The following is a 20,856-nucleotide window of genomic DNA, read 5'->3' as shown; positions in this document are numbered from 1 at the left end:
CCAATCGGCGCTGACAACTGTCATGACCGCGGCGGCGAACGCTCTAGGCTGTCGGCTCATGACAAGTTCTTCCGCGCGCCCGGTGGCGGTGCTGATGGCCGGCAATGTGCTCGGCGGCATCGGCGTCGCCTCCGGTATCGCGGTCGGTGCCCTGCTGGTCGCCAGCGTCGGCGGCACCGCACTGGCCGGGGTGGGTCAGGCGGTCAGCGTGCTGGGCAGTGCGATCGCCGCGGTACCCCTGGCCCGGGTCGCCGCCACCCACAGCCGCCGCACCGCCCTGACCGGCGGCTACCTGATCGCGGTCATCGGCGCGATCGTGGTGATCTTCTCGGCCCTGGCCCAGGCGTTGATTCCGCTGTTGCTGGGGCTGGTGCTGTTCGGGGTGGCCACCGCCACCGGATTGCAGACCCGTTATGCCGCCGCCGACCTGGCCGAACCCGAAAAGCGCGGACGCACCCTGTCCCTGGTGGTGTGGGGCACCACGATCGGTTCGGTACTCGGCCCGAACCTGTCCACCGTCGGGGCCCGCCTCGGTGACCGCGTCGGGGTGCCGGAGTTGGCCGGACCGTACCTGTTCTCGCTGGTCGCCTTCGGTGCGGCGGCGTTGGTGATTCGCACCCTGCTGCCGCTGCCCCCGGTCGAGGAGCAGCCGACCGCCGACCACCACCACCACGGCCGGGGCGGCCCGTCCCGTCCGGTACCGGCCTGGGCCGCGCTCGGCTGGGCCCTGCGGCACCGGGTGGCCCGCTTCGCGCTGTTGCTGATCGCGATCGCGCATGCGGTGATGGTCGGGGTGATGTCGATGACCCCACTGCACATCGAGCACCACGGCCACGGCCTGAAACTGGTGGGCCTGGTGATCAGCCTGCACATCCTGGGCATGTACGCACTCAGCCCGGTGTTCGGTCTGCTCGCCGACCGCTGGGGTGCGATGCCGGTCGCCTTCGCGGCCCTGGCCACCCTGGCACTGTCCCTGATTCTCGGTGCTGTGGCCGGCCCCACCGGCAACATGACCCTGACCACGATCGCCCTGATCACCCTCGGGCTGGGCTGGTCGATGGCCCTGATCGCGTCGTCGGCATTGTTCGCCGGCGTCGATTCCGGTGAGGTGCGGGTGCCGCTGCAGGGCGCCACCGACGCGCTGATGAGTTACGCCGGCGCTGCCGCGGCGGTGATCGGCGGACCTTTGCTGGCCCTGCTGGGGTATGCCGGGCTGAACCTGGTGGCGATGGTGCTGTTGATACCGGCCACCGTCCTGGGCTTCCTGGCCCTGCGCACCCGTCCGCGAACCCGAAACTGAGACGGCGGGCCGCCGAGCCGGAGGTTTGTCGCAGTGGCGGGCGCGCAAACCAGCCACTCGGGTACCCAAATCCCCAACTCACACCCCGGATTCGGGCTGACAGCCGCAAATTGGCGAGGTGAGTTGGGGGTTTTGGTACCCGGAGTCGGGCTCGGAGCCGGGGGTGAATTCCGGATTCACCCGTGCGGGCCCGCTCGAATCCGTGACCCGGAAATCCTGACCCCGGCTCCTGCTGCCGAACTCTGCTGTGGCCCGGCTGCTGCAACTGGCCCGATTCTTGGCAGCAAAGCTGTATGCGGTGACGGCGGGCCAAGATCAGGCGGTTTGCAGCAGCAGTGGTGGGGTTTTGGTGTGAGGTTGCGCGACGCAGGCCCGGGCCGAGGTGAGCTGGAGGTTTGGGTGCCGCAGGCGCTCGCACCTTGTTTCCGCTCACCGGGAACGATGCTGAACGGCGTTCACTTTGTGGTGAGGCTGTAGAGCATGAGCGAAGCAGCCAACCCTGACCTGCGTCCCACTGTTGCCTACGACTTCACCGGGCGACAGGTGCTGGTGACCGGCGGTAGTAACGGAATCGGACTCGAAATTGCCCGAGCCTTCGCCGATGCCGGCGCCACGGTGACCATCACCGGACGCAAGGCGTCCGCCGACGAATACGACCACGACCTGTCGGCCTTCCGTTATGCGCAGTGCGACATGTCCGACAACGACCAGATCGACGCGCTGGCGGCCGGTCTCGACGCCCTCGACGTGCTGGTCAACAACGCCGGACAGAACCTCGCCCGCGAGAACGAGTGGGAGCCGGAGAACTTCGACCGGATCCTGCAGATCAACCTGTCCAGCGTGTTCCGCCTGACCAACGCGGTACTGCCGCTGCTCAAAGCCAGTGACCTGCCCGGCGGCGGCAATGTGATCAACACCGGCTCGATGACCTCCTACTTCGCGATCAGCGTCACCCCCGCCTACGGGGCGACCAAGGCCGCGATCGTGCAGCTCACCAAGACCATGGCGGTCACCTGGGGTGCCGACGGGGTGCGCGCCAACGCGGTGGCCCCCGGCCTGGTCGAGACCAACATGACCCGCCCGATGATCACCCGGGGGATGAGCGAACCGACCGTGGACCGCACCCCGCTCGGCCGGGTCGGAGCCCCCGACGACCTGAGCGGCGTGGTGCTCTTCCTGGCCAGCTCGGCCGCCAAGTTCGTCACCGGCCAGACGCTGCTGGTCGACGGCGGCTTCAGCGTGCAGGGCTGAGGCGATGAGCAACCGGATTCGCATCGACGACCTGCGCGATCCCGTCCTCACCGAGGAACAGAAGGCCATGGAGGCGCATCTCCAGCAGAAGCCGGTCGAACTCAGCGTGGACGCGGTGCTCGCCGCAGCCCGGGAGCAGACCGGGCTGGACGACTTCGGCCCGATGGACTTCACCGAGCGGCTCGCGGTGATTCTGGCCGGGGTGGACGGCGACCCGAACCGCACCGCGGTCTCCCGCGCCTCACTGTTCGGCAACTGCGTCAACTACGCGGCCAACCGGCTGAAGGTGATGGACCTGCTGAAGCGGCATCCGGAGATTCACGATGTGCAGATCACCGCCCCGGTGATCGTCGTCGGACTGCCGCGCTCGGGCACCACCCACCTGGTGAACCTGCTGGCCGCCGACAGCCGCTTCCGCTCGCTGCAACTGTGGGAATCCCAGGAGCCGGTGCCGGTACCCGGCGAAGAGCCGGTGGACGGGGTCGACCCGCGCTACCTGCGCAGCGCCAAACGCTGGGAGCACCTGCAGGCCCGCAGCCCCCTGGTGGCGGCGATGCACCCGATGAACCCCGACCACATCCACGAAGAACTCGAGCTCACCAGCATCGACTTCGCGAGCTACAACTTCGAGTGGCTGACCAGCCTGCACCCGACCTGGCGCGACTACCAGCTCAGTCACGACCAGCGTCCGCACTACGAGTTCACCAAGCTGATGTTGAAGGTGTTGCAGTGGCAGCGCGGCCCGGAACGCTGGGTGCTCAAATGCCCCCAGCACCTGGAACTGCTCGGCCCGTTGATGGACACCTATCCCGACGCCACGGTGGTGATGACCCACCGTGACCCGGTCTCGGTGGTGCAGTCGGCGGTCACCATGAACGGTTACGGCGCCCGGATGCAGTTCAAGAAGGTCGACATCGACGCCCTCTTCGAATACTGGGCCGACCGGGTCGACCGGCTGCTCACCGCCGGCACCCGCGACCTGACCACGATCCCGCCCGAGAAGCGGATCGACGTCCACTTCGGCGCGTTGATGGACGACGACTGGGGCACCGTCGAGGAGATCTACCGCCGCATCGGTCTGGAGTTCACCGAACAGGCCCAAGCCGAGATCCGGCACTACCTCGACACCCACCCGCGCGGTAAGCACGGCCAGGTCGTCTACGACCTGCGGGGCGACTTCCACGTCGAACCCGCCGACCTGCGGGCCCGCTACCGCCATTACCTCGAAGCCTTCGACGTGCAGGAGGAAGTCACGTGATCACCGAAGCCGACATCCGGGCCGCGATCGATGCCCGCACCAAGGAACTGCTGACCCCCGAGTACCTCGACGAGCCGATCGAGGTCTCCGAGGGCCTGTACATGTCCCCGGGCAACACCGCGGCCTACCTGCTGGCCACCGACAACGGACGGGTGATCATCAACACCGGCCTGGGCTACGAGGCACCCTTCCACAAGCACGTCTTCGACAAGATCTCGGACGCCCCGACCCGCTACATCATCACCACCCAGGGGCACACCGACCACGTCGGTGGGGTCGCGACCTTCCGCGAACCCGGCACCCGATACGTCGCCCACGAGAACAACCCCGCCGCCCAGGACGACGACAAGCGGGTGTTCGGACGGATGCGGCAGTGGGCGCCCACCTGGTTCACCCCCTCGGCCGAGCACATGAAGAAGCTGTCGGCCACCTACGGTGACGAGCCCCCGGTACAGGACCGGCCGACCCCCGACGTGATGTTCCGCGACACGATGACCCTGCGGGTCGGCGGGGTCGAGATGGAACTGCACCACGGCGTGGGGGAGACCACCGACGGGGCGATGGTGTGGTTCCCGCAACGCCGACTGCTGGTGGTGAGCAACCTGCTCGGCCCGCTGTTCGGCCACTTCCCGAACATCAACACCATCCGCGGCCAGAAGCACCGTTTCGTGTTGCCCTACCTGGAGACCATCCGCCGGATCCGCGACCTGCGCCCCGAAACCGTCCTGACCGGACGCGGCGAGCCGATCCACGGTGAGGAACTGATCGACGCGGTCTACCGACGCCAGTACGAGGCGGTCTCGCACATCCATCAGGCGACCCTGGACGGGATCAACGCCGGCAAGGACGTCGAGACCCTGATGCGCGAGGTCACGCTGCCCGAGGAGCTGTACGTCGGGCAGGGCTACGGCCGGGTGTCGTGGGGTGTGAAGACGATCTTCGAGAGCTACCTGGGCTGGTTCCACCAGCGCTCGACCACCTCGCTGTACCCGATCGAGCCCGAAGCCACCCAGGCCGCACTGGTCGAGCTGGCCGGGGCCGAGCAGGTGCTGACCAAGGCCGCCGCCGAGTTCGACGCCGGCCGCGCCGAACAGGCCACTGCCCTGGCCGAAGCCGTCCTGGCCGCCGACCCCGACCATGCCGGGGCGCGGGAACTGTTGCTGAAGACCCACCGGGCGTTGTTGGAAGACCCCATCACCGCCGACAATTTCTGGCACTCTGGGTGGCTGAAGTACCGCATCGGACAGTTGGAGGCGGAGGAGGCCTAGACCCCCGTGACGAGTGCAGCACCCCGCGCCGAAGCCTTCGGCGACCCGGAGGAACGCGCCAAGGCCATTTTGGCGGCGGCCTCGGAACTGCTCGCCGAAGGTGGCTACGAACACCTCACGATGCGTGCGATCGCCCGGCGTTCGGGGATGAGTGCGGGGCTGATCTACCGGTATTTCGCCGACAAGCGGGACGTTTTCGCGACCCTGTTGCACAACAGCCAGATCGAACTCAGCGAGGTGCTGCGCACCACCCATGCCGACAGCGTGGAGGAGTTCCTGGTGACGGTGGCTCCGGCGATTCTCGACCAGTGGGTGTTGATCGGACGGATGGCGGTGCCCTTCGTCGACCGCGACCGTCCGCTCACCTCAGCGCTGGCGGCGCTGCACCAATCCACCCAGGAACAGTTTGCGTGTCTGGAGGAAGGTCTGCGCCGGTCGGCCGAAGCCCAGGGCTGGCAGATCGATTCGTCCCCGATGGCCATCCGGCACGTCTGGGTGAGCCTGATGGGGTTGGCCGAGTCCCTCAGCGTCGGCTGGTCGGAGAAACACGACACCGACGAGCTGGTGCGTTTCACCGCCCGCGCGCTCGCCAAGGGGATTCGGGTCTAGGTCTCCGGGGTGCCCTGGTGGAAGCGCTGCCGCCACCGGCCGCCCTGACGTTGCCAGACCGACGAGCGCAGGGTCTGCCCCGAGGCGGCGACCGCGCGCCACACCAGCACCACGATGTCGTCGCTCAACCAGTGCAGCGACACCGGATCGAGCTGCGGCACATCGTCCAGGGGTGCGATCACCGACAGCATCTCGGCGCGGCTCCACACCCGTCCCGAGGCCCCGATCTCCTGCCAATCGGGATGCAACAGTTCGGCGACCCGGGCCGGGTCGGCGCGTACCTCGTCCGACAACAGATCCTCTTCCAGGCCGATCACCGCATCGCGATCGCCCAGATCGGTCGCCTCGTCCAGCAGTGAGAGCAGGTCGGGTTCGGTCTCGACCGAGCCAGGCAACTCCTGGGGGGCGGGCACTCCGGCCACCCCGCCGGGGAATCCCGGGCCGGGGTTGGGGTCACGGCCGTCTCGGTAGGCCTCCGCGGCAGTACGGGCGCGCAGGTCGGCGGCCTCGTTCATCCGGTGCCCGGCGTGGCCCTTGACCCACTCGAAGGTCACCGCGCGTCCGGCCATCGCCTCGTCCAGGGCCTTGACCAGCTCGACGTTCTGCACCGGCTTACCGTCGGCCTTCTTCCAGCCCTTGCGTTTCCAGCCCGGCGTCCACTTGCTGATCACGTTGATCGCGTACTGCGAATCGCACAGCACCCGCAGCTCCCGCTCGGGCTGATGGGCGGTCTGGCGCAGCAGATCCAGCACCGCCATCAACTCGCCCATGTTGTTGGTGCCGTGCGCCCAGCCCCCGGCGGCCCAGCAGTCGTCGTCGATGTACCACGCCCAACCGGCCGGGCCGGGATTGCCCAACGCCGAGCCGTCCGCGGCCGCCACCAAAGGTCCGGTACTCATGAGAGCCAACCCTAAGGGGTGTTCAGGACGCCGGTGATTCCCTGCCCGTCCAGCCCAGGTTCGCCGCCATCGCCTGCAGCGTGCTCATCGTGGTCTGCCAGTCCTGGTCACTGATGCCGCGGGCGACGCGCTCGCGTTGCCGGTCGACGCTGGCGCGGATCTCGGCGGAGGCGGCCGTGCCGTCCGGGGTCATCGACACCTGCTGTTCGGTCACGCTGATCCAGCCGATGCGCTCCAGATCGTCCAGGAAGGGGGCGCTGGCACCCCGCACCCCCAGGAAGGGGGCCAGGGCGATGTCGGTCTCCTCGACCGTGCGTGAACCGCTGCCGATCAGGTTCAGAATCTGCCAGTGCCGCCGCGACAAACCGGATTCTCCGAGGGTCTCCAGAAAGGCGGCATCCAGCAGGTGATCGACCAGTTTCAACCAATAGCCGATCGGCCGGCCCTGCTCATCCAGCATGATTCCTCCTCGAAATGCGGTGGTCCCAGTGTGACCGACGAAGCGAGTGGGAACCAGACCGGGGGCCCCGACGTCGTTGTGGGTATGACTGCCCAAGACCGTGATCGCGTCACCACTTCGCCCCACGGGGTGGGCGGCCTGCCCTGGTGGGCGACCCTGACGATCGCCTTGGTGGTGCTGGTGCCCTCGACCTTCGTGATGAGCCTGCCGGCTCTGGTGGGCGCCATGTTCTTCGGCGACTCGGTCGTCTACCTGTGGCTGATCATGACGCTCGGTACCTTCGGCACCGTGGTGGGCACCGTGAACTCGGCCCTGTGCAAGGCCTACGGCTGGTGGCCGGTGCCGGTCGCCCTGGTGTTGCAGCTCGCCGTAGCCGGTGTGCTGACTCCTTTCCTGTACGCCTGACCCGCTCGAAGTGGCACCGACTTGGTGCGGTGGGCTTCACTTGATGTCGTGCATTCGGTAGTGCGAGCAGCTCTGGTGGGGCTGGCGGCCGTGACCCTGGTCGCCGGCCCCACTGCTGTGCCCGCAGCCGCCGACACCGGTCTGACCTGGCCCGATCAGCCCGCCCGCAGCGCCGGTGGTGAGTGCGGCGATGTGTTGTTCATCGGGGTGCGCGGCTCGGGCGAGGAGTGGCCCTACGGCCCGACTGTCGAACGCATTCGCCAGGTGCTGGTCGATCGGACCTCCCAGGTCGACGGCGACCGGCCCAGGTCCCGGGTGCGCGAGATTGCGCTGGATTTTCCGGCGGCCTCGCCCTACACCCTGACCGACATCGGGGTGGAGAAGCTGATGTTCAGCGAGGAGATGCCCGACAACGACTACCAGCGTTCGGTCGATGCCGGACGGGCCGAACTGCACCGCGTGCTGGACGATGCGGCCGCCCGGTGCCCGGGCGAACGATGGGTGCTGGCCGGGTTCTCCCAGGGCGCCCAGGTGATCACCGAGACCCTCGCCGAACGCGGGGAGGCACCCCAGTTGGCCGGTGCCCTGCTGTTCGGCAACCCGCTGCACTACCCGTCCCAGCAGGTCACCGAGTTCGGCAACGGGCCCGATACCGCGGTCGGGCTGGTGGCCGCGGTGCACTATCTGCGCGAAACCGCGCAGGTGGCGCGCGATGACGAGGACAAGATCGGGTTGCGGGCGGTGATTCGCACCACCCTGGCGATGAGCGAGGGTGATGTGGCGATGACCCGGATGCACCGGGTGGCGCGGTACCACCGGATGGAGATTCCCGAAGCGCTGAAACACCGGGTGGTGTCGGTGTGCAATGCCGGCGACATCATCTGTGACGCCGGCTCGCCGCTGGCCCGGGTGATGCTCGGTGCGTCCACGATCACCGTCGAAACCGACCGGGCCCGGCCGATTCATCAGGGTTACGACGAGCGGATCATCGCCGAATCCGCCGAGATCCTGATCGGGGACCTGCTGGCCAACCTGCCCGAGAAACCGGACGGGACGACCCGGCCGGAAGCCGATGCGGCCACCCGGATGCCGGTCGAAGCGATCGGCGCGATCGCCGGGGGTGGGTTGTTGTTGGCCGCCGGGGCCGCGTCGGTGCTGCGCCGCCGCCGACACCAACTGGAAGACACCGACTGGCATCTGCTCACCGAGGACGAGGACGACGATCAGCGCCCCGGTCGTAGCGAACTGAGTGCTTGAGAACGGAGTGCCTGAGCTTTGTAGGGTGGACGACATCGTCGTCCAAGGAGAGTGCCGTGTCCCCTGTCGCCCTGGTCACCGGAGCCTCGTCCGGTTTCGGTGAACTCACGTGCCGCCGCCTGAACGCGCTCGGGTGGGAGGTGTACGGCGTCGCCCGGCGCACCGACCGGCTCGCGGAACTGGCCGCCCTCGGCGTGCACACCTTCGCGATGGACGTCACCGATGATGCCTCGATGACCGCCGGGGTGGAACGCATCCTGGCCGAACAGGGCCGCATCGATGCCCTGGTCAACAATGCCGGCTACGGCTCCTACGGGGCGGTCGAGGACGTGCCGCTGGACGAGGCGCGCCGCCAGTACGAGGTGAACGTCTTCGGGGCGGCCCGGCTGATCCAGTTGGTGACCCCGTCGATGCGGCAACAGGGTCGCGGCCGGATCATCAACATCACCTCGATCGCCGCCGAGATCTATCAACCCCTGGCCGGCTGGTACCACTCCACCAAGGCCGGCCTGGAGCTGCTGTCGGACTGCCTGCGGATCGAACTGAAGCCTTTCGGGATCGACGTGGTGATGGTCGAGCCCGGCCCGGTGGAAACCGAATGGACCGAGATCGCGCATGCCTCGCTGATCGAACGCTCCGCCGGCACCGCCTATGCCGAGCAGGCCCGCAGCGTGGAGAAGGTACTGAACGCGATGGTGAAGCCGCCGTTCACCGTCAGCCCCGACACCGTGGCCGCCACCATCGTGAAGTCGCTCACCGCGCCGAAGCCGAAGCCCCGCTACCCGGTGGGGGTTGTCGCCGCGACGGTGATGAACTTCCGCCGGATCGCCCCCGACCGGCTGGTGGATGCGATCACCCGGCTGGCCACCAGCCGCTAGGCCGATGCGTCGGGGAGTGTTCGTCGGGCTGGCGACCTTGGACGTGATTCACCGGGTGAGTCATCGGCCCGGTGCCGACGAGAAGGTCACCGCCTCCTGGCAGGGCTGGGCCGCGGGCGGGCCGGCCACCAATGCCGCGGTCACCCATGCCGCCCTGGGCGGCGAGGCCACCCTGGTCACCGCCCTGGGACGGGGGCACCTGGCCCGACTCGTCGCGGCCGAACTGGCCGACCACGGGGTGCGGGTGGTCGATGCCACCCCCGATCTCGACCTGGATCTGGCCGTCTCGGCGATCACCGTCCAGGAGGGCACCGGGGAGCGGGCCGTGGTCTCCCGGGACGCCGCCGCCCACCGGGCCGCGGTACCCGACGGCTTGGCCGAGCTGCTGGACGGGGCCGACACCCTGCTGCTGGACGGCCACCACCCCGACCTGGCCGTCGGAGCCGCCGAACTCGCCCGCCGCGCCGAAGTGGAGGTGACCATCGACGCCGGACGGTGGAAGCCGGTCTTCGCCAACCTGATGCCACTGGCCGATGTCGCGATCTGCTCCACCGGCTTCCGCTTTCCCGACCACCCCGAGGCCGCCGACACGGCCGCGCACGGGCTGCAACTGGGGCTGCGCATGGTGGCGATCACCCACGGTGCCGGCCCGGTGCGCTGGTGGCGGACGGATGATTCCGGCGAAGTGCCGGTGCCGGAGGTGACCGCGGTCGACACCCTCGGCGCCGGGGATGCCCTGCACGGTGCCTGGTGTTACGCCGAGGGCTCCGACCCCGAACGGCTTGCCTTCGGTGTGGAGGTCGCGGCCAAGCGGGTCACCCGGGTTGGGCCACGGGAGTGGTTGACCCTGCTGGGGTGAGCCGAGGTGCCGGCGGGCTCGTGCCGGAATCGGACAGCACGCCGGGCAAAGAAGGCAAAAGTCGGATAGTTCGGTACGAGGTCGAATCCTAGAGTGAAGTCCCACATTACGAATTCATTCTCCGGAGGAGATTTCTCATGGAACAAGTTCTCGACAAATACATCGGTGTGGAACAACGCCTGGATGAGGTTCGGGATCAATTCGCGCTGGTGGAGGGGCATTACGATTCGTCGGAAGAAACTTCGCCGTGGATTCCGTTCATTCCCAATATCTGGTTGCGCCACCTGACCTTCGACGTCCGCAACGGTGTGTCGGTGCACATCATGCGCGCCGACAAGGGTGGCTCACTCGGCCGACACCGGCACCGCGCCACGGTGACCGGTTTCGTGCTCAAGGGCAGTCTGCGCTACCTGGAATACGACTGGGTCGCCCGCGCGGGCGATTACATTCACGAAAGCCCCGGTCGCACGCACACCCTGCACTCCGACGAGGGTATGGAGACCCTCTTCCATTTGGGTACCCCGATCGAATTCCTCGATGAACAGGATCGCATCGTCGAGATCGTCGATGTCTTCTGGATGATCGACCATTACTTGAGCTATTGCAAAGAGAATAATCTGCCGGTCAACAAATCAATGTTCATCTGAATCAGCCGGAGCCGGTGACACTCGGCAATTCCGCGAACCGGGCCCGGTAATAGGCCGAGAAGCGCCCCAGGTGCGTGAAGCCGTGCTCCAGTGCCACCTCGGTGACGCTGGAGCGCGGCTCGGCCAGCAGACGGCGCCGGGCCGCGTCCAGGCGAAGGTTGCGAACCCAGGTCATGGGTGATTCGCCCAGGTGGCGCCGGCACAGGACGTGCAGTGCGCGCTGGCTGAGCCCGGCGGCCGCGGCCAGATCGGCCAAGGTGATCGACGCGTCCAGATTGCCCAGGACGTGAGCCTGCGCCTGCCGCAACGGGGTCGGCATGGGTCGGGACAGACCACCGAGCTCGATCGGTTCGTCCGGTGGCAGGGGCTCGCCGGTATGGCACAGCAGAAACAGTGCGAGGCCACTCTCGACATGACGCAACCAGGCCGGGTGGGTCGACGGGGCCAGCTCCAGAAGTTGTTGGATCAGGGCCAGCCATTGGGCGGCCTGGCGACCGACCAGCTTGCCGGCAGGAGCGAGCCCGCCGGCGGCGTCCTGCGGGGACAGGCCGTCGAACAGCGCATGCGGCACCTTCACGATGAGTTGTTCACAACCGGTGTGCCACAGCGTGCGCACCTCCCGGCGTGGTGACACGATCGCGACCTCACCCGGGCGGATCAGCATGGTCCGTCCGTCACTGATGAACTCGGCCACGCCCCGCAGGGGCATCTGCACCAGGCTGAACCCCTCGAAGCTCTCGGCGTGAATCTCCACCTCGGCCCCATAGCCCAGCGACATCACACTGACGTGATTGATGGTGCGCCGAAACAACGAGGTGTTGACCGGCCCGCGTCCCCACGTCAGATCGTGACTGGAAATGGTGTGGCGGAGGTCGCGATGGGACGGAACCGGCAGGCGGGAGCGGAGCACCGGGCTGCGATACAGGCCCGACAGGTCCAGTGCAGTGGCAGCCCCCATGCCGCACCCCCGATCCCAAGTGGAGAAGCGGGGGCCAGTGTAGGCACCTCGGCGGGTGTCGTGTAAAGGGTTTCCGCTGGTTCTGGGCCGCTGCGTGGCTCAGCGGAACCGGGGCGTGAACACATGCGCAGGCAAGGAATCGCGCCAGATTCCGTACCGGGCCAGATCGGCGGCGAGCCGTCCGAGTTCGTCGGCGACGGTGACCCCGTGATCGCCCTCGGTGAGCACCACCATCCGCTCCCCGACGTGGCCGACGTAGGGAGTGTTGGCGTGGTTCATGCTCGCCAGGCAGGGCCGGGTGACGGTGGAACGCACCTGCACCCCCGGCAGAAGCTGCTGCAATGCGCCGATCATCGCCGCGGCACCCTCGCCGTCCCCGCCGGCAGCCAACCACTCGGTGGCTTCGTCCTTCGAGGACAGAATCCGCAGCCCACCGGTGCCGGCCAGCTTGAGGTACAGCTTGCCGTCGGGGTAGCGCAGTGGGGGCACGATCAGGCCCGAGTAGGGATGTGCCGAGGTGGTGTCGGTGTACATCAGGGTGGGGAAGGACTCGGTGTCCTCGTCCACCTCGAACAGGGCGATCGTGATGCCGAGCACCGTGGTGTCGAGTGGGCGGGGCAACAGACCGTCCAGGTTGATGTGGGCACCCGCGGCCAGCACCACCTGTTCGGCGCGCACCTCGTCCCCGCCGGCCAACCGCACGCTCACCCCGTCGGCTTCTTCGGTGATCGAGATGGCGTGATCGAGCACCCGACCGGCGCCGGCCCGTTCGGCCAGGGTCTGTTGGGCCTCGACGTAACGCCGCGGGTTGAGTACCAGCCCGTCGGCGTGGAAGAGCCCGAAATGCCCCTCGTTGAAGCGCAGTGCGGGGTACCGCTCGGCGAGGTCGTCGGCCTCGATACGTTCCACCTCGATGCCGATGTCGGCGGCGTTCTGCATCAGGGTGGCGATGTCGAAGTGGGTGTCTATCTCGATGCCCGGGGTGCGTTCCGACCGCGGTGCCCCCGAGACGGTGAGCGAGGGGTTGGCGGTGCTGAACTGCACCCCGGAGCGGGCTTCGAGATCGCCGAACCGGGCCCGGGAGCGCTTGGCCAGGATTGCCGACACCAGCGGTAGATCCACCGCGTGGAACATTCGGCTCTCGTCGCTCCAACCGCTCCAGGGCTGGTTCGGGTCGACGTCGGCCGGGTCACCGGGCCCGATCAGCACCACCGAGGCACCGGCCTCGGCCAGATAACGTGCTGCGGTCGAGCCCAGTGGCCCGGCGCCGACGACGGCGAACTGTGCCGTGGGCATCAGTTCGACAGCCACGCCTTGTCGAAGGCGAGCATCGCGTCGTTGCTCGGCACGATGCCATGGACGTGGTCGTTCCAGGCGACGTAGGCCGGAGCACCGGACAGGATCACGTACGGCATCTGATCCATCAGCCGGGCCTCGATCCGCTGCAACACGTCCTTGCGCTCGTCACCCTCGGTGGTGCGCAACTCGTCGACCAGGGCGTCGAACTCCGGATCGGCGTAGCCCGAGCTGTTCGTGGGCGACTTGGAGTGCATGTTCGCCTGCAGTCGCCAGAACGGGTCGGCCTCTTCCATCGACAGCGCGCTGCGGGCGAAGTCGTAGTTGCGTTCGATGTAGATCTTGTTGGTGATGTCGGCGATGGTGCGCACGAAGTCGTTCTCGACGGTGAAACCGACCGCCTCCAATTGGGCCTGCATGATCATGCTCTGTTCCCGCGAACCCGGATCGGCGCTGGCGGTGAGCACGATCTTGCCGTCGAAGCCCTCGGCCTTGGCCTCCTCGAGCAGCTTCTTGGCCTTCTCCGGGTCGTGTTCCGGTGCCGGGGCGTCCTCGTTGTGCCACTTCGACTCGGGGCCGAAGACGTGCTTGGACGGCTTGCCCAGTCCGTCGAAGGCGCGCTGGTAGAGGTCCTGCTCGTCCAGCGCATGGCCCAGGGCCTGACGCACCTTGAGGTTGGTGCCGGGGCGACCTTCGGCCATGTTGATGTTGATCACGTTGCCCATGCCCTCGAGCTTCACCCAGCCGGACACGTCCGCTTCACGACCCTGCTTCAGCAGCTCGATGCTGCGGATCAGGGCGGTGTCGACCTGCCCGCTGGTCAGGCTCTCGTACTTGGTCTCGTCGGCACCCACCCAGACGAAGCGCAGCTTCTCCAGGTGCGGCTTGCCGTCCCAGTGGTCGGGGTTGGCGGCCAGGACGAGTTCTTCCTGGGGCTTGTAGGACTCGTACTTGAAAGCGCCGGCGCCGATCGGCTGGAAGCCGTCCTTGCCGTCCTTGATCGCGGCGGGGGCGACGATGAAGCCCATGCCCTTGCCCAGGGCGAAGGGGAAGGTGGCCCAGCCCTGACGCAGCGTCACCTTGACGGTCTTCTCGTCGACCGCCTCGGCGCCGCCCCAGAACGGCCCGACGACAGCGGCGTCGTAGCCCTTGTTCTGCAGGTAGTAGTTGAACGATCCGACCACCGCGTCGGCGTTGACCGGGGTGCCGTCGGAGAACTTCACACCGTCACGCAGGGTGATCGTCCACTCGGTGTATTCGTCGTTCGGCTCGACCTTCTCGGCCAGTCGGTACTCCAGGTCCTGCTCGCGCTCGTTCCACCGCACGAGCTGGTCGTAGACCGCCACCAGCGAGGTCCCGCCGGAATACCCGGTCGCGATGGTGGAGGTCGGATCCAGGCTGCGGGTCTCGGCGTAGTCGGCCATGGTCAGGGTGCCGCCGTCGGTGGGTTCACCGGGGGCTTCCTTCTCGAAAATACCGGCCGTGTAGTAATCGCCGGCATCGCCCTTTTGGCCGCCGTTGTTGTCATCATCGGGGTCATCCCCGGAGCGGGCGCAGGCTGTCAGGGCCAATGCGCAGGCCGCTGCAACCGCCGCAAAACGGGACAGTCCGGAACGCTTCACTAGTTACTCCCCAGTCAGTATGAAATTCTTCTGGTCCGGACACAGGCAACACGGCACCGGAAAGAAAAGCACCCGCGTTCCCGTTCAATGGAAGCCGGTTTCCGAACCGTGATCCGGGCGCCTCAGAGGTCGGCGGGTGGCATCGGCCGTTCTTGTTCGATCACCGCTCGGTGCATCCGGCGCCGTCCGGAGTAGTCGGCCACCGCGTAGTGCTGGGTGCAGCGGTTGTCCCACACCGCGATGGCGCCGGGTGACCAGGTGAAGCGCACCTGGTAATCGGGTGAGCGGACGTGGTCGGTGAGCAGGCTCAGGAGGTATTCGTTCTCGCGGTCGGTGACGCCTTCCAGTCGGGTGGTGAAGGTCTTGTTCACGAACAGGGCCTTGCGTCCGGTCACCGGGTGGATTCGCACGACCGGGTGGGACACCGGCGGGTAATCGGCACTGGCGGCCTGACTGCGGTGGCTGACCGAGTTCGCCGCATCGTGGATCGCGGTCATGTCGCCGATCAGGCGCTGCACCTTGTCGGACAGACCCTCGTAGGCGGCGTACATCGACGCCCACAAGGTGTCGCCGCCGACCTCCGGCAGGAGTACCGCACGCAGGGCCGACCCCAGCGGCGGGTGCTCCAGGAAGGTGACGTCGGAGTGCCAGATATCGGCGTTGTAGGTCGGTCGGCGGTTCGAGCCGTCGACGTCCAGGACGTGCACCTCGGGAACTTCCTCGGTGGCCGGCGGCAGGAACCGGAAGAGGTGCAGCGGGCCGAAGATGGACGCGAAATCGCGGTGGGCCGCGTCGTCCAGGTGCTGGTCGCGGAAAAACAGCACCTGGTGGCGGTGGAAGGCGTCCAGGATCTCCGCGGTGGTCTCCCCGCTCAGGGGTTGGCTCAGGTCGACACCCGAGACCTCCGCCCCGATGGCAACTGTGCTGGGTTGAATCGTGATGGGCATGGCGAACCTACTGCGTCTTCAGGTAGCCGTGCGCCAGCCCGACATCGGCGAGGGTGGCGGCGTCGTCGCCCCGCTCGATCGTGATGTGTCGGATGGTGCCGGCATAGGGGAAGCGGGGACGGGGGTAGTCGGTGGTGACCGGGGTGCCCCGGTCGACGCCGACGTTCAGGGTCTGGTCGAGGGAGAAGAAGTACGGGACGGTCTTGTCCACCCGTCCCTCACCGATGAGCTTGTCGTCGGCATGAATTCTCAGCAGGCCACCTTGACCCAAGCCGCCACCGTCGTAGGCGAAGTCCGCGATCAGCTTCCGGGGAAGCTCGGTCAATGGTTCGTCGGCTCGGATGTGCGTCAGGTCCCGGCCCACGTAGTTGTAGGCGAAGACCGGACGCCCGTCCAATAGGTAGAACGACCAACCGGAGAAGCCGCCACCCTGGGCGATCAGCACGCCATCGGCGAGCGAATCCAGCGCCGCGGTGATCCGGAAGGAGGTGTTCTTGAGGTTCGGCACCGCATCCTCACGCAGGAAACCGTCCCGGGGTCCGAGTCGCATCCGGGTGATCGGCACCCGCACCCGACCCGCAAGGTCGGCGTTCATCCGATTGCGGGTGGTGCCGTCGTCGATCGGGAAAACCCGGTTTCGACGGGCCTCGGTCTCGAACAGGGCGCGCAGCTCTTCGAGGATCTCCGGATGCTCGTCGGCGAGGTTCTCGGCCTGCGACCAGTCGGTGGTGGTGTCGTACAGCTCCCAGGTGTCATCGGCCAGCGGGGTGCTGGGGCGCTTGATCAGGTACGGGCTGCGGTGATAGGTCACCGCCGTCCAGCCCTTGTGGTAGATGCCACGGTTGCCGAACATCTCGAAGTACTGGGTGTGATGGGTTTCCGGTGCCTCGGCGTTGTCGAAGGCCTCCCGGAAGGAGACCCCGTCCAAGGGATCCTGGGTCACGCCGTCCACACTCTCGGGGACGGGGATCCCGACCGCGTCGCAGATGGTGGGCAGCACGTCGTTGACGTGGTGCCACTGGTGGCAGGCCCGACCGACCTCGGCGGTTCCGGCGGGCCAATGCACCACCATGCCGTTGCGGGTGCCGCCGTAGTGCGAGGCGACCTGCTTGGTGTGTTGGTAGGGAGTGGCGAGTGCCTGGGCCCAGCCGGTCGGGTAGTGGGGGTAGGTCTTCGGCCCGCCCAGATCGTCCAACTGATCGTGAATGCGCTCGGCGGTGTCCTCGACGTGGTTGAAGCGCATGGTCTCGTTCAAGGTGCCGTTGAAACCACCCTCGGCGGAAGGGCCGTTGTCACCCAGGATGTAGAGGATCAGGGTGTTGTCCAACTGACCCGTTTCGGTGAGGTGCTCGATCAGCCGCCCGACCTGGGCGTCGGTGTGCTCGGCGAATGCCGCATAGAGCTCCATCAACCGTTCGGCCACGGTGCGTTGCTGTTCGCTCAGGTCGTCCCAACGCGGGATGTCCTCCTGCCAGGGGGCCAGGGCGGTGTCGTCGGCGACCACACCGAGCGCCTTCTGCCGGGCCAGAATCCGGTCGCGTTCGGCGTCCCAACCGTGCGAGAACTCACCGCGGTACTTGTCCCGCCAGGACTCGGGGACGTGCAGCGGCGCGTGGGTCGCGCCGAAGGACAGGTAGGTGAACCAAGGCTTGTCGGACTGCTGCCGCAGCGAGGTCAACCAGTCGATGGTCTGATCGACCAGATCCTCCGACAGGTGGTAGCCGTCGGCGGCCTCCTTCGGGGGATCGATGAAGTTCGTGTTCCGCACCAGGGTCGGTTCGTAGTGGCTGGCCTCGCCGCCGAGGAAACCGTAGAACTGGTCGAAGCCCTCCCCGGTCGGCCACCGGTCGAAGGGCCCGGCCGCGGTCTGCTCCCACGGCGGGGTCTGGTGCCACTTGCCGAAGCAACCGGTGGCGTAGCCGTTGTGGCGCAGGATCTGTGCCACCGTGGCGGCGGACCTGGGGCGAATCCCGTCGTAGCCCGGCGCACCGGTGGAGAGCTCCACCACCGAGCCCATGCCGATGGCGTGATGATTGCGCCCGGTCATCAAAGAAGCCCGGGTCGGCGAGCACAGCGCCGTGGTGTGGAAGCGGGTGAACCGCAGACCGTCCTCGGCCAGTCGGTCGGCCACCGGCATCCGGCACGGGCCGCCGAAGGTGGACGGGGCGCCGAACCCCATGTCGTCGAGCAGAATCACCAGGACGTTCGGCGCACCCTCGGGGGCCGTGACCGCAGGACGCTGCGGCAGTGCGGCCTCCTGCTCGCGGTAATCCTCGACAGCCGTGTACTGCGGGAAGTCGGTATGAATCGGTAGGTGCTTGCGATCGAGGCTCACTCGTTGTCCCTCCAGGCTTTGTCCAGGTAGGCCATGGACGATGTCGTGCTGCGGTCCATGTAGGTATGCGCGAGCACCGAGTCGAGGTTTAAGTCAGGATGACTTAGAAGCTAGAACCCCTCATGGGAGGTGTCAATGACCTTTCCGGTCGTGAGGATTCGGGCAGACTGACAGACGTGGACACCAGAGAACGCATCCTGCTCGCGGCCGAGAGATTGTTCGCCGAGCACGGTGTGGATCATGTGTCCCTGCGCCAGGTGGGCGAAGCCGCCGGGCAGCGGAACAACTCGGCGGTGCAGTATCACTTCGGCGACAAGAAGGGCCTGATCCAGGGCCTCTACGACCTGCGGATGGTGCCGCTCAACCGGAGTCGGGGGCAACTGCTGGCCGAGATGACGGCCGACCCCTCGACCACCGAGATCGTGCGCGCCTATGTCATGCCGCTGGCCGATGCCGTGGTGTCCTCCCGGGGGAGCTGGGCCTATGCGCGCTTCATCGATCGCTACCTGGGTCGCGGCAAGGCGTTCGAACCCTTCGACGATCAACACAACAGCAACTCCCAAGAGGTGATGCGGTTGCTGTCGGAGCGGATGCCGGACGTGGGTGAGGACGTTCGCGAGGAACGTCGTCGCATGGTCGTGACGTTGACGACTCGTACCCTCGCCGACCTGGAACGCCGCCTGGAGCACGAGAAGCTGGACGATGCCGCAGCGGCCTTCACCGTCGAATGCCTGATCGAGGCGATGACCGTGCTGGTCGAGGCGCCCTCCCACCTCGGTTAGTCGACCGGACGGCGAAGGGGGAGACCCCGGCCGAGCCGGAGCCTCCCCCTGGAATGCCTGGTGCGACTCAGTTCGCGATCCAGGCCTTCTCGAAGCCGACCATCGCATCATTGGTCGGCTGCACGCCGTGCACATTCTGCTGCCAGGCGATGAAGGTGACGTTGCCGGCGAAGGTGATCGCCGGGAGGTCGGACAGGAACCGCTCCTCGACGCGCTTGAGCACATCGGCCCGTTCGTCGACCGGGGTGGCCTGCAGTTCTTCGAGCAGGGCGTCGAACTCATCGTCGGCGTAGCCGTAGGCATTGGCCGGCGACTTGGAGTGGAAGCCGCTGTACAAGCGCCAGTACGGGTCGGCGTCATTGATCGCCAGCGCAGTGCGGGCGAAGTCGAAGTCGCGCTCGATATGGATCTTGGTGGTGATGTCGGTGACGGTGCGCACGAAGTCGTTCTCGACCTTGAAACCGGCGGCCTCGAGTTGCGCCTGCAGGGTGAGCCCCTGATCACGCGAGATCGGATCGGCCAGGCTGATCATCTTCACCGTGCCGTCGAAGCCGTTGCCCTTCGCTTCTTCCAAGTACTTCTTGGCCTGCTCCGGGTCGAACTCCGGGGCCTCGACGTCCTCGTTGTGCCACACCGAACCGGGCGGGAAAAGTCGCTTGGTGGGCAGACCCAAACCGTCGAAGACCCGGTCGTAGAGTTCCTCCTCGTTGATCGCATGGGCGATGGCCTTCGACACGGCCGGATCACTGCCCGGACGGCCCTGGGCCTGGTTCACCTGGATGATGTTGCCCAGCGACTCGATGGTCAGCCAGCCGGAGTGATCGGCCTCGCGGGACTGCTTGGTCATCCGCAGGTCGCGGATCACCGCCACCTGGACGCTGTTGGAGGTGAGACTGTCGTACTTGGTTTCATCGGCCCCGACCCAGACGAAGCGCAGCTTGTCGAGGTGCGGCTTGCCCTCCCAGAAGTTGGGGTTGGCGGCCAAGACGAGTTCTTCCTGGGGCTTGTAGGACTCATAGGTGAAGGCACCGGCGCCGATCGGCTTGAAGTTGTCCGGCCCGCCCTCGATCGCCGCCGGGGCGACGATGAAGCCCATGCCCATGCCGAGCGCGAAGGGGAAAGTCGCCCACGATTCGCGCAGCTTCACCTTGACCGTGGTGTCGTCGACCTTCTCGGCGCCACCCCACTTGGAACCGACCACACCCAGGTCGAAGCCCTTGTTCTGGATGTAGTAGTTGAACGAGCCGATCACCGCGTCGGCATTCACCGGGGTGCCGTCGGAGAACTTCGCATCCTTGCGCAGCGTGATCGTCCACTCGGTGTAGTCGTCGTTCGGCTCCACCGACTCGGCCAACCGGTTCTCGAAGGCCTGGTCACGCTGGTTCCAGCGCACGAGTTGGTCGTAGACCGCGATCAGGGACGAACCGCCCGAGTAGCCGGTGGCGATCGCCCGGCTGGGGTCCAAGGTGCGGGCTTCGGCGTAGTCGGCGACGGTCAGGGTGCCACCGTCGGTCGGTTCTGCGGGGGCGTCCTTCTCGAAGAAGCCCGGCTCGAAGACCGAGTTGGTGCCCTGGGCGGGGTCGTCGGGTTCGGCGGGTGGTTCGGCGCGGGTACAGGCGGACAGGGCGATGGCGCCGGCTGCCGCGAGAGCGGTGAGGGCGGTGAGTCTGGAACGCTTCATGGGTCGAAATCCCCCGGTTTGTCTTGCGAGTGTTGCCGGAGAGAACAACACAGGAAACCGCTTGCTCAGCGTTCCGCTCTCGATGGCCGGTAAGCGTTATCTAACGATTCGGTAACGCGCTCGGACGCGAAAGGGGGCCCCGGC

Annotated in this window: 19 protein-coding genes; 11 read left to right on the top strand and 8 right to left on the bottom strand. The window is 67.1% G+C overall.

Annotated elements, in window-relative coordinates; all coding sequences use genetic code 11:
- Positions 1-58: 58 nt before the first annotated feature.
- The 5 genes from ACR4XW_RS06130 (at position 59) to ACR4XW_RS06110 (ending at position 5,686) form a co-directional block, all read left to right on the top strand.
- Positions 59-1,300 carry an MFS transporter gene (locus tag ACR4XW_RS06130; RefSeq protein WP_434759649.1) on the top strand — a complete coding sequence of 414 codons (1,242 nt, stop codon included), beginning with the start codon at positions 59-61 and terminating at the stop codon, positions 1,298-1,300.
- Positions 1,301-1,780: 480 nt separating this feature from the next.
- Positions 1,781-2,551, top strand: coding sequence for an SDR family NAD(P)-dependent oxidoreductase (locus tag ACR4XW_RS06125; RefSeq protein WP_434759648.1), 771 nt, complete (start codon positions 1,781-1,783; stop codon positions 2,549-2,551).
- A gap of 4 nt (positions 2,552-2,555) precedes the next feature.
- Positions 2,556-3,809, top strand: a complete 1,254-nt coding sequence (locus tag ACR4XW_RS06120) for a sulfotransferase family protein (RefSeq protein ID WP_434759647.1) — start codon at positions 2,556-2,558, stop codon at positions 3,807-3,809.
- Positions 3,806-5,077, top strand: a complete 1,272-nt coding sequence (locus tag ACR4XW_RS06115) for an alkyl sulfatase dimerization domain-containing protein (protein WP_434759646.1) — start codon at positions 3,806-3,808, stop codon at positions 5,075-5,077. Before ACR4XW_RS06120 ends, ACR4XW_RS06115 begins: the two co-directional genes overlap by 4 nt.
- Before the next feature lie 6 nt (positions 5,078-5,083).
- Positions 5,084-5,686 (top strand): TetR/AcrR family transcriptional regulator, encoded by a 603-nt coding sequence (locus ACR4XW_RS06110; RefSeq protein ID WP_434759645.1) that lies wholly within the window; start codon positions 5,084-5,086, stop codon positions 5,684-5,686.
- On the opposite strand, the gene ACR4XW_RS06105 is transcribed toward ACR4XW_RS06110, so the two are convergent.
- Both ACR4XW_RS06105 and ACR4XW_RS06100 read right to left on the bottom strand, forming a co-directional pair.
- A complete protein-coding gene (locus ACR4XW_RS06105) occupies positions 5,683-6,585 on the bottom strand; it encodes an RNase H family protein (RefSeq protein ID WP_434759644.1) in 903 nt (300 codons plus the stop codon). The two genes, ACR4XW_RS06110 and ACR4XW_RS06105, sit on opposite strands and share 4 nt — an antisense overlap.
- Before the next feature lie 22 nt (positions 6,586-6,607).
- Positions 6,608-7,045 carry a MarR family winged helix-turn-helix transcriptional regulator gene (locus tag ACR4XW_RS06100; RefSeq protein ID WP_434759643.1) on the bottom strand — a complete coding sequence of 146 codons (438 nt, stop codon included), beginning with the start codon at positions 7,043-7,045 and terminating at the stop codon, positions 6,608-6,610.
- Between the two features lie 84 nt (positions 7,046-7,129).
- Here ACR4XW_RS06100 and ACR4XW_RS06095 point away from each other — a divergent pair, with 84 nt between their 5' ends.
- The 5 genes from ACR4XW_RS06095 (at position 7,130) to ACR4XW_RS06075 (ending at position 11,091) form a co-directional block, all read left to right on the top strand.
- Entirely contained in the window at positions 7,130-7,450 is a 321-nt protein-coding gene (locus tag ACR4XW_RS06095) for a hypothetical protein (RefSeq protein WP_434759642.1), read from the top strand.
- A gap of 48 nt (positions 7,451-7,498) precedes the next feature.
- Positions 7,499-8,707, top strand: coding sequence for a cutinase family protein (locus ACR4XW_RS06090; RefSeq protein ID WP_434759641.1), 1,209 nt, complete (start codon positions 7,499-7,501; stop codon positions 8,705-8,707).
- Positions 8,708-8,763: 56 nt separating this feature from the next.
- On the top strand, positions 8,764-9,585 hold the full coding sequence (locus ACR4XW_RS06085) for an oxidoreductase (protein ID WP_434759640.1): 822 nt from the start codon (positions 8,764-8,766) through the stop codon (positions 9,583-9,585).
- Positions 9,586-9,589: 4 nt separating this feature from the next.
- Positions 9,590-10,444, top strand: a complete 855-nt coding sequence (locus tag ACR4XW_RS06080; RefSeq protein ID WP_434759639.1) for a PfkB family carbohydrate kinase — start codon at positions 9,590-9,592, stop codon at positions 10,442-10,444.
- Between the two features lie 137 nt (positions 10,445-10,581).
- Positions 10,582-11,091 carry a 2,4'-dihydroxyacetophenone dioxygenase family protein gene (locus tag ACR4XW_RS06075; RefSeq protein WP_434759638.1) on the top strand — a complete coding sequence of 170 codons (510 nt, stop codon included), beginning with the start codon at positions 10,582-10,584 and terminating at the stop codon, positions 11,089-11,091.
- Between the two features lies 1 nt (position 11,092).
- Here the strand turns inward: ACR4XW_RS06075 and ACR4XW_RS06070 are convergent, their stop codons facing one another.
- The 5 genes from ACR4XW_RS06070 to ACR4XW_RS06050 form a co-directional block, all read right to left on the bottom strand.
- Positions 11,093-12,049: an AraC family transcriptional regulator gene (locus ACR4XW_RS06070; protein WP_434759637.1), complete on the bottom strand. Its 957-nt coding sequence runs from the start codon at positions 12,047-12,049 to the stop codon at positions 11,093-11,095.
- 99 nt (positions 12,050-12,148) lie between these two features.
- Positions 12,149-13,345, bottom strand: coding sequence for an NAD(P)/FAD-dependent oxidoreductase (locus ACR4XW_RS06065; protein WP_434759636.1), 1,197 nt, complete (start codon positions 13,343-13,345; stop codon positions 12,149-12,151).
- Positions 13,345-14,967, bottom strand: a complete 1,623-nt coding sequence (locus ACR4XW_RS06060) for an ABC transporter substrate-binding protein (protein ID WP_434759635.1) — start codon at positions 14,965-14,967, stop codon at positions 13,345-13,347. Before ACR4XW_RS06060 ends, ACR4XW_RS06065 begins: the two co-directional genes overlap by 1 nt.
- A gap of 122 nt (positions 14,968-15,089) precedes the next feature.
- Positions 15,090-15,914, bottom strand: coding sequence for a TauD/TfdA dioxygenase family protein (locus tag ACR4XW_RS06055; RefSeq protein WP_434759634.1), 825 nt, complete (start codon positions 15,912-15,914; stop codon positions 15,090-15,092).
- A gap of 7 nt (positions 15,915-15,921) precedes the next feature.
- A complete protein-coding gene (locus ACR4XW_RS06050) occupies positions 15,922-18,249 on the bottom strand; it encodes an arylsulfatase (protein WP_434759633.1) in 2,328 nt (775 codons plus the stop codon).
- A gap of 176 nt (positions 18,250-18,425) precedes the next feature.
- On the opposite strand from ACR4XW_RS06050, the gene ACR4XW_RS06045 reads away from it, so the two are divergent.
- Complete coding sequence (locus ACR4XW_RS06045; protein WP_434759632.1) at positions 18,426-19,031, top strand: TetR/AcrR family transcriptional regulator; 606 nt, start codon at positions 18,426-18,428, stop codon at positions 19,029-19,031.
- A gap of 67 nt (positions 19,032-19,098) precedes the next feature.
- Here ACR4XW_RS06045 and ACR4XW_RS06040 read toward each other — a convergent pair whose 3' ends face one another.
- A complete protein-coding gene (locus ACR4XW_RS06040) occupies positions 19,099-20,712 on the bottom strand; it encodes an ABC transporter substrate-binding protein (RefSeq protein WP_434759631.1) in 1,614 nt (537 codons plus the stop codon).
- Between the last annotated feature and the right edge of the window lie 144 nt (positions 20,713-20,856).

It is taken from the genome of Pseudenemella bisphenolivorans (genome assembly GCF_051133435.1).
Lineage (GTDB): Bacteria > Actinomycetota > Actinomycetes > Propionibacteriales > Propionibacteriaceae > JAAYAO01.
This window is presented reverse-complemented; position numbering and strand designations above follow the sequence as displayed.

What these genes read in the sequence shown, in the direction of transcription:
- ACR4XW_RS06130 (WP_434759649.1), top strand. Translation starts at nt 59, where the DNA reads ATGACAAGTTCTTCCGCGCGCCCGGTGGCGGTGCTGATGGCCGGCAAT.
- ACR4XW_RS06125 (WP_434759648.1), top strand. Translation starts at nt 1,781, where the DNA reads ATGAGCGAAGCAGCCAACCCTGACCTGCGTCCCACTGTTGCCTACGAC.
- ACR4XW_RS06120 (WP_434759647.1), top strand. Translation starts at nt 2,556, where the DNA reads ATGAGCAACCGGATTCGCATCGACGACCTGCGCGATCCCGTCCTCACC.
- ACR4XW_RS06105 (WP_434759644.1), bottom strand. Translation starts at nt 6,585, where the DNA reads ATGAGTACCGGACCTTTGGTGGCGGCCGCGGACGGCTCGGCGTTGGGC.
- ACR4XW_RS06100 (WP_434759643.1), bottom strand. Translation starts at nt 7,045, where the DNA reads ATGCTGGATGAGCAGGGCCGGCCGATCGGCTATTGGTTGAAACTGGTC.
- ACR4XW_RS06095 (WP_434759642.1), top strand. Translation starts at nt 7,130, where the DNA reads ATGACTGCCCAAGACCGTGATCGCGTCACCACTTCGCCCCACGGGGTG.
- ACR4XW_RS06080 (WP_434759639.1), top strand. Translation starts at nt 9,590, where the DNA reads ATGCGTCGGGGAGTGTTCGTCGGGCTGGCGACCTTGGACGTGATTCAC.
- ACR4XW_RS06075 (WP_434759638.1), top strand. Translation starts at nt 10,582, where the DNA reads ATGGAACAAGTTCTCGACAAATACATCGGTGTGGAACAACGCCTGGAT.
- ACR4XW_RS06070 (WP_434759637.1), bottom strand. Translation starts at nt 12,049, where the DNA reads ATGGGGGCTGCCACTGCACTGGACCTGTCGGGCCTGTATCGCAGCCCG.
- ACR4XW_RS06065 (WP_434759636.1), bottom strand. Translation starts at nt 13,345, where the DNA reads ATGCCCACGGCACAGTTCGCCGTCGTCGGCGCCGGGCCACTGGGCTCG.
- ACR4XW_RS06055 (WP_434759634.1), bottom strand. Translation starts at nt 15,914, where the DNA reads ATGCCCATCACGATTCAACCCAGCACAGTTGCCATCGGGGCGGAGGTC.
- ACR4XW_RS06040 (WP_434759631.1), bottom strand. Translation starts at nt 20,712, where the DNA reads ATGAAGCGTTCCAGACTCACCGCCCTCACCGCTCTCGCGGCAGCCGGC.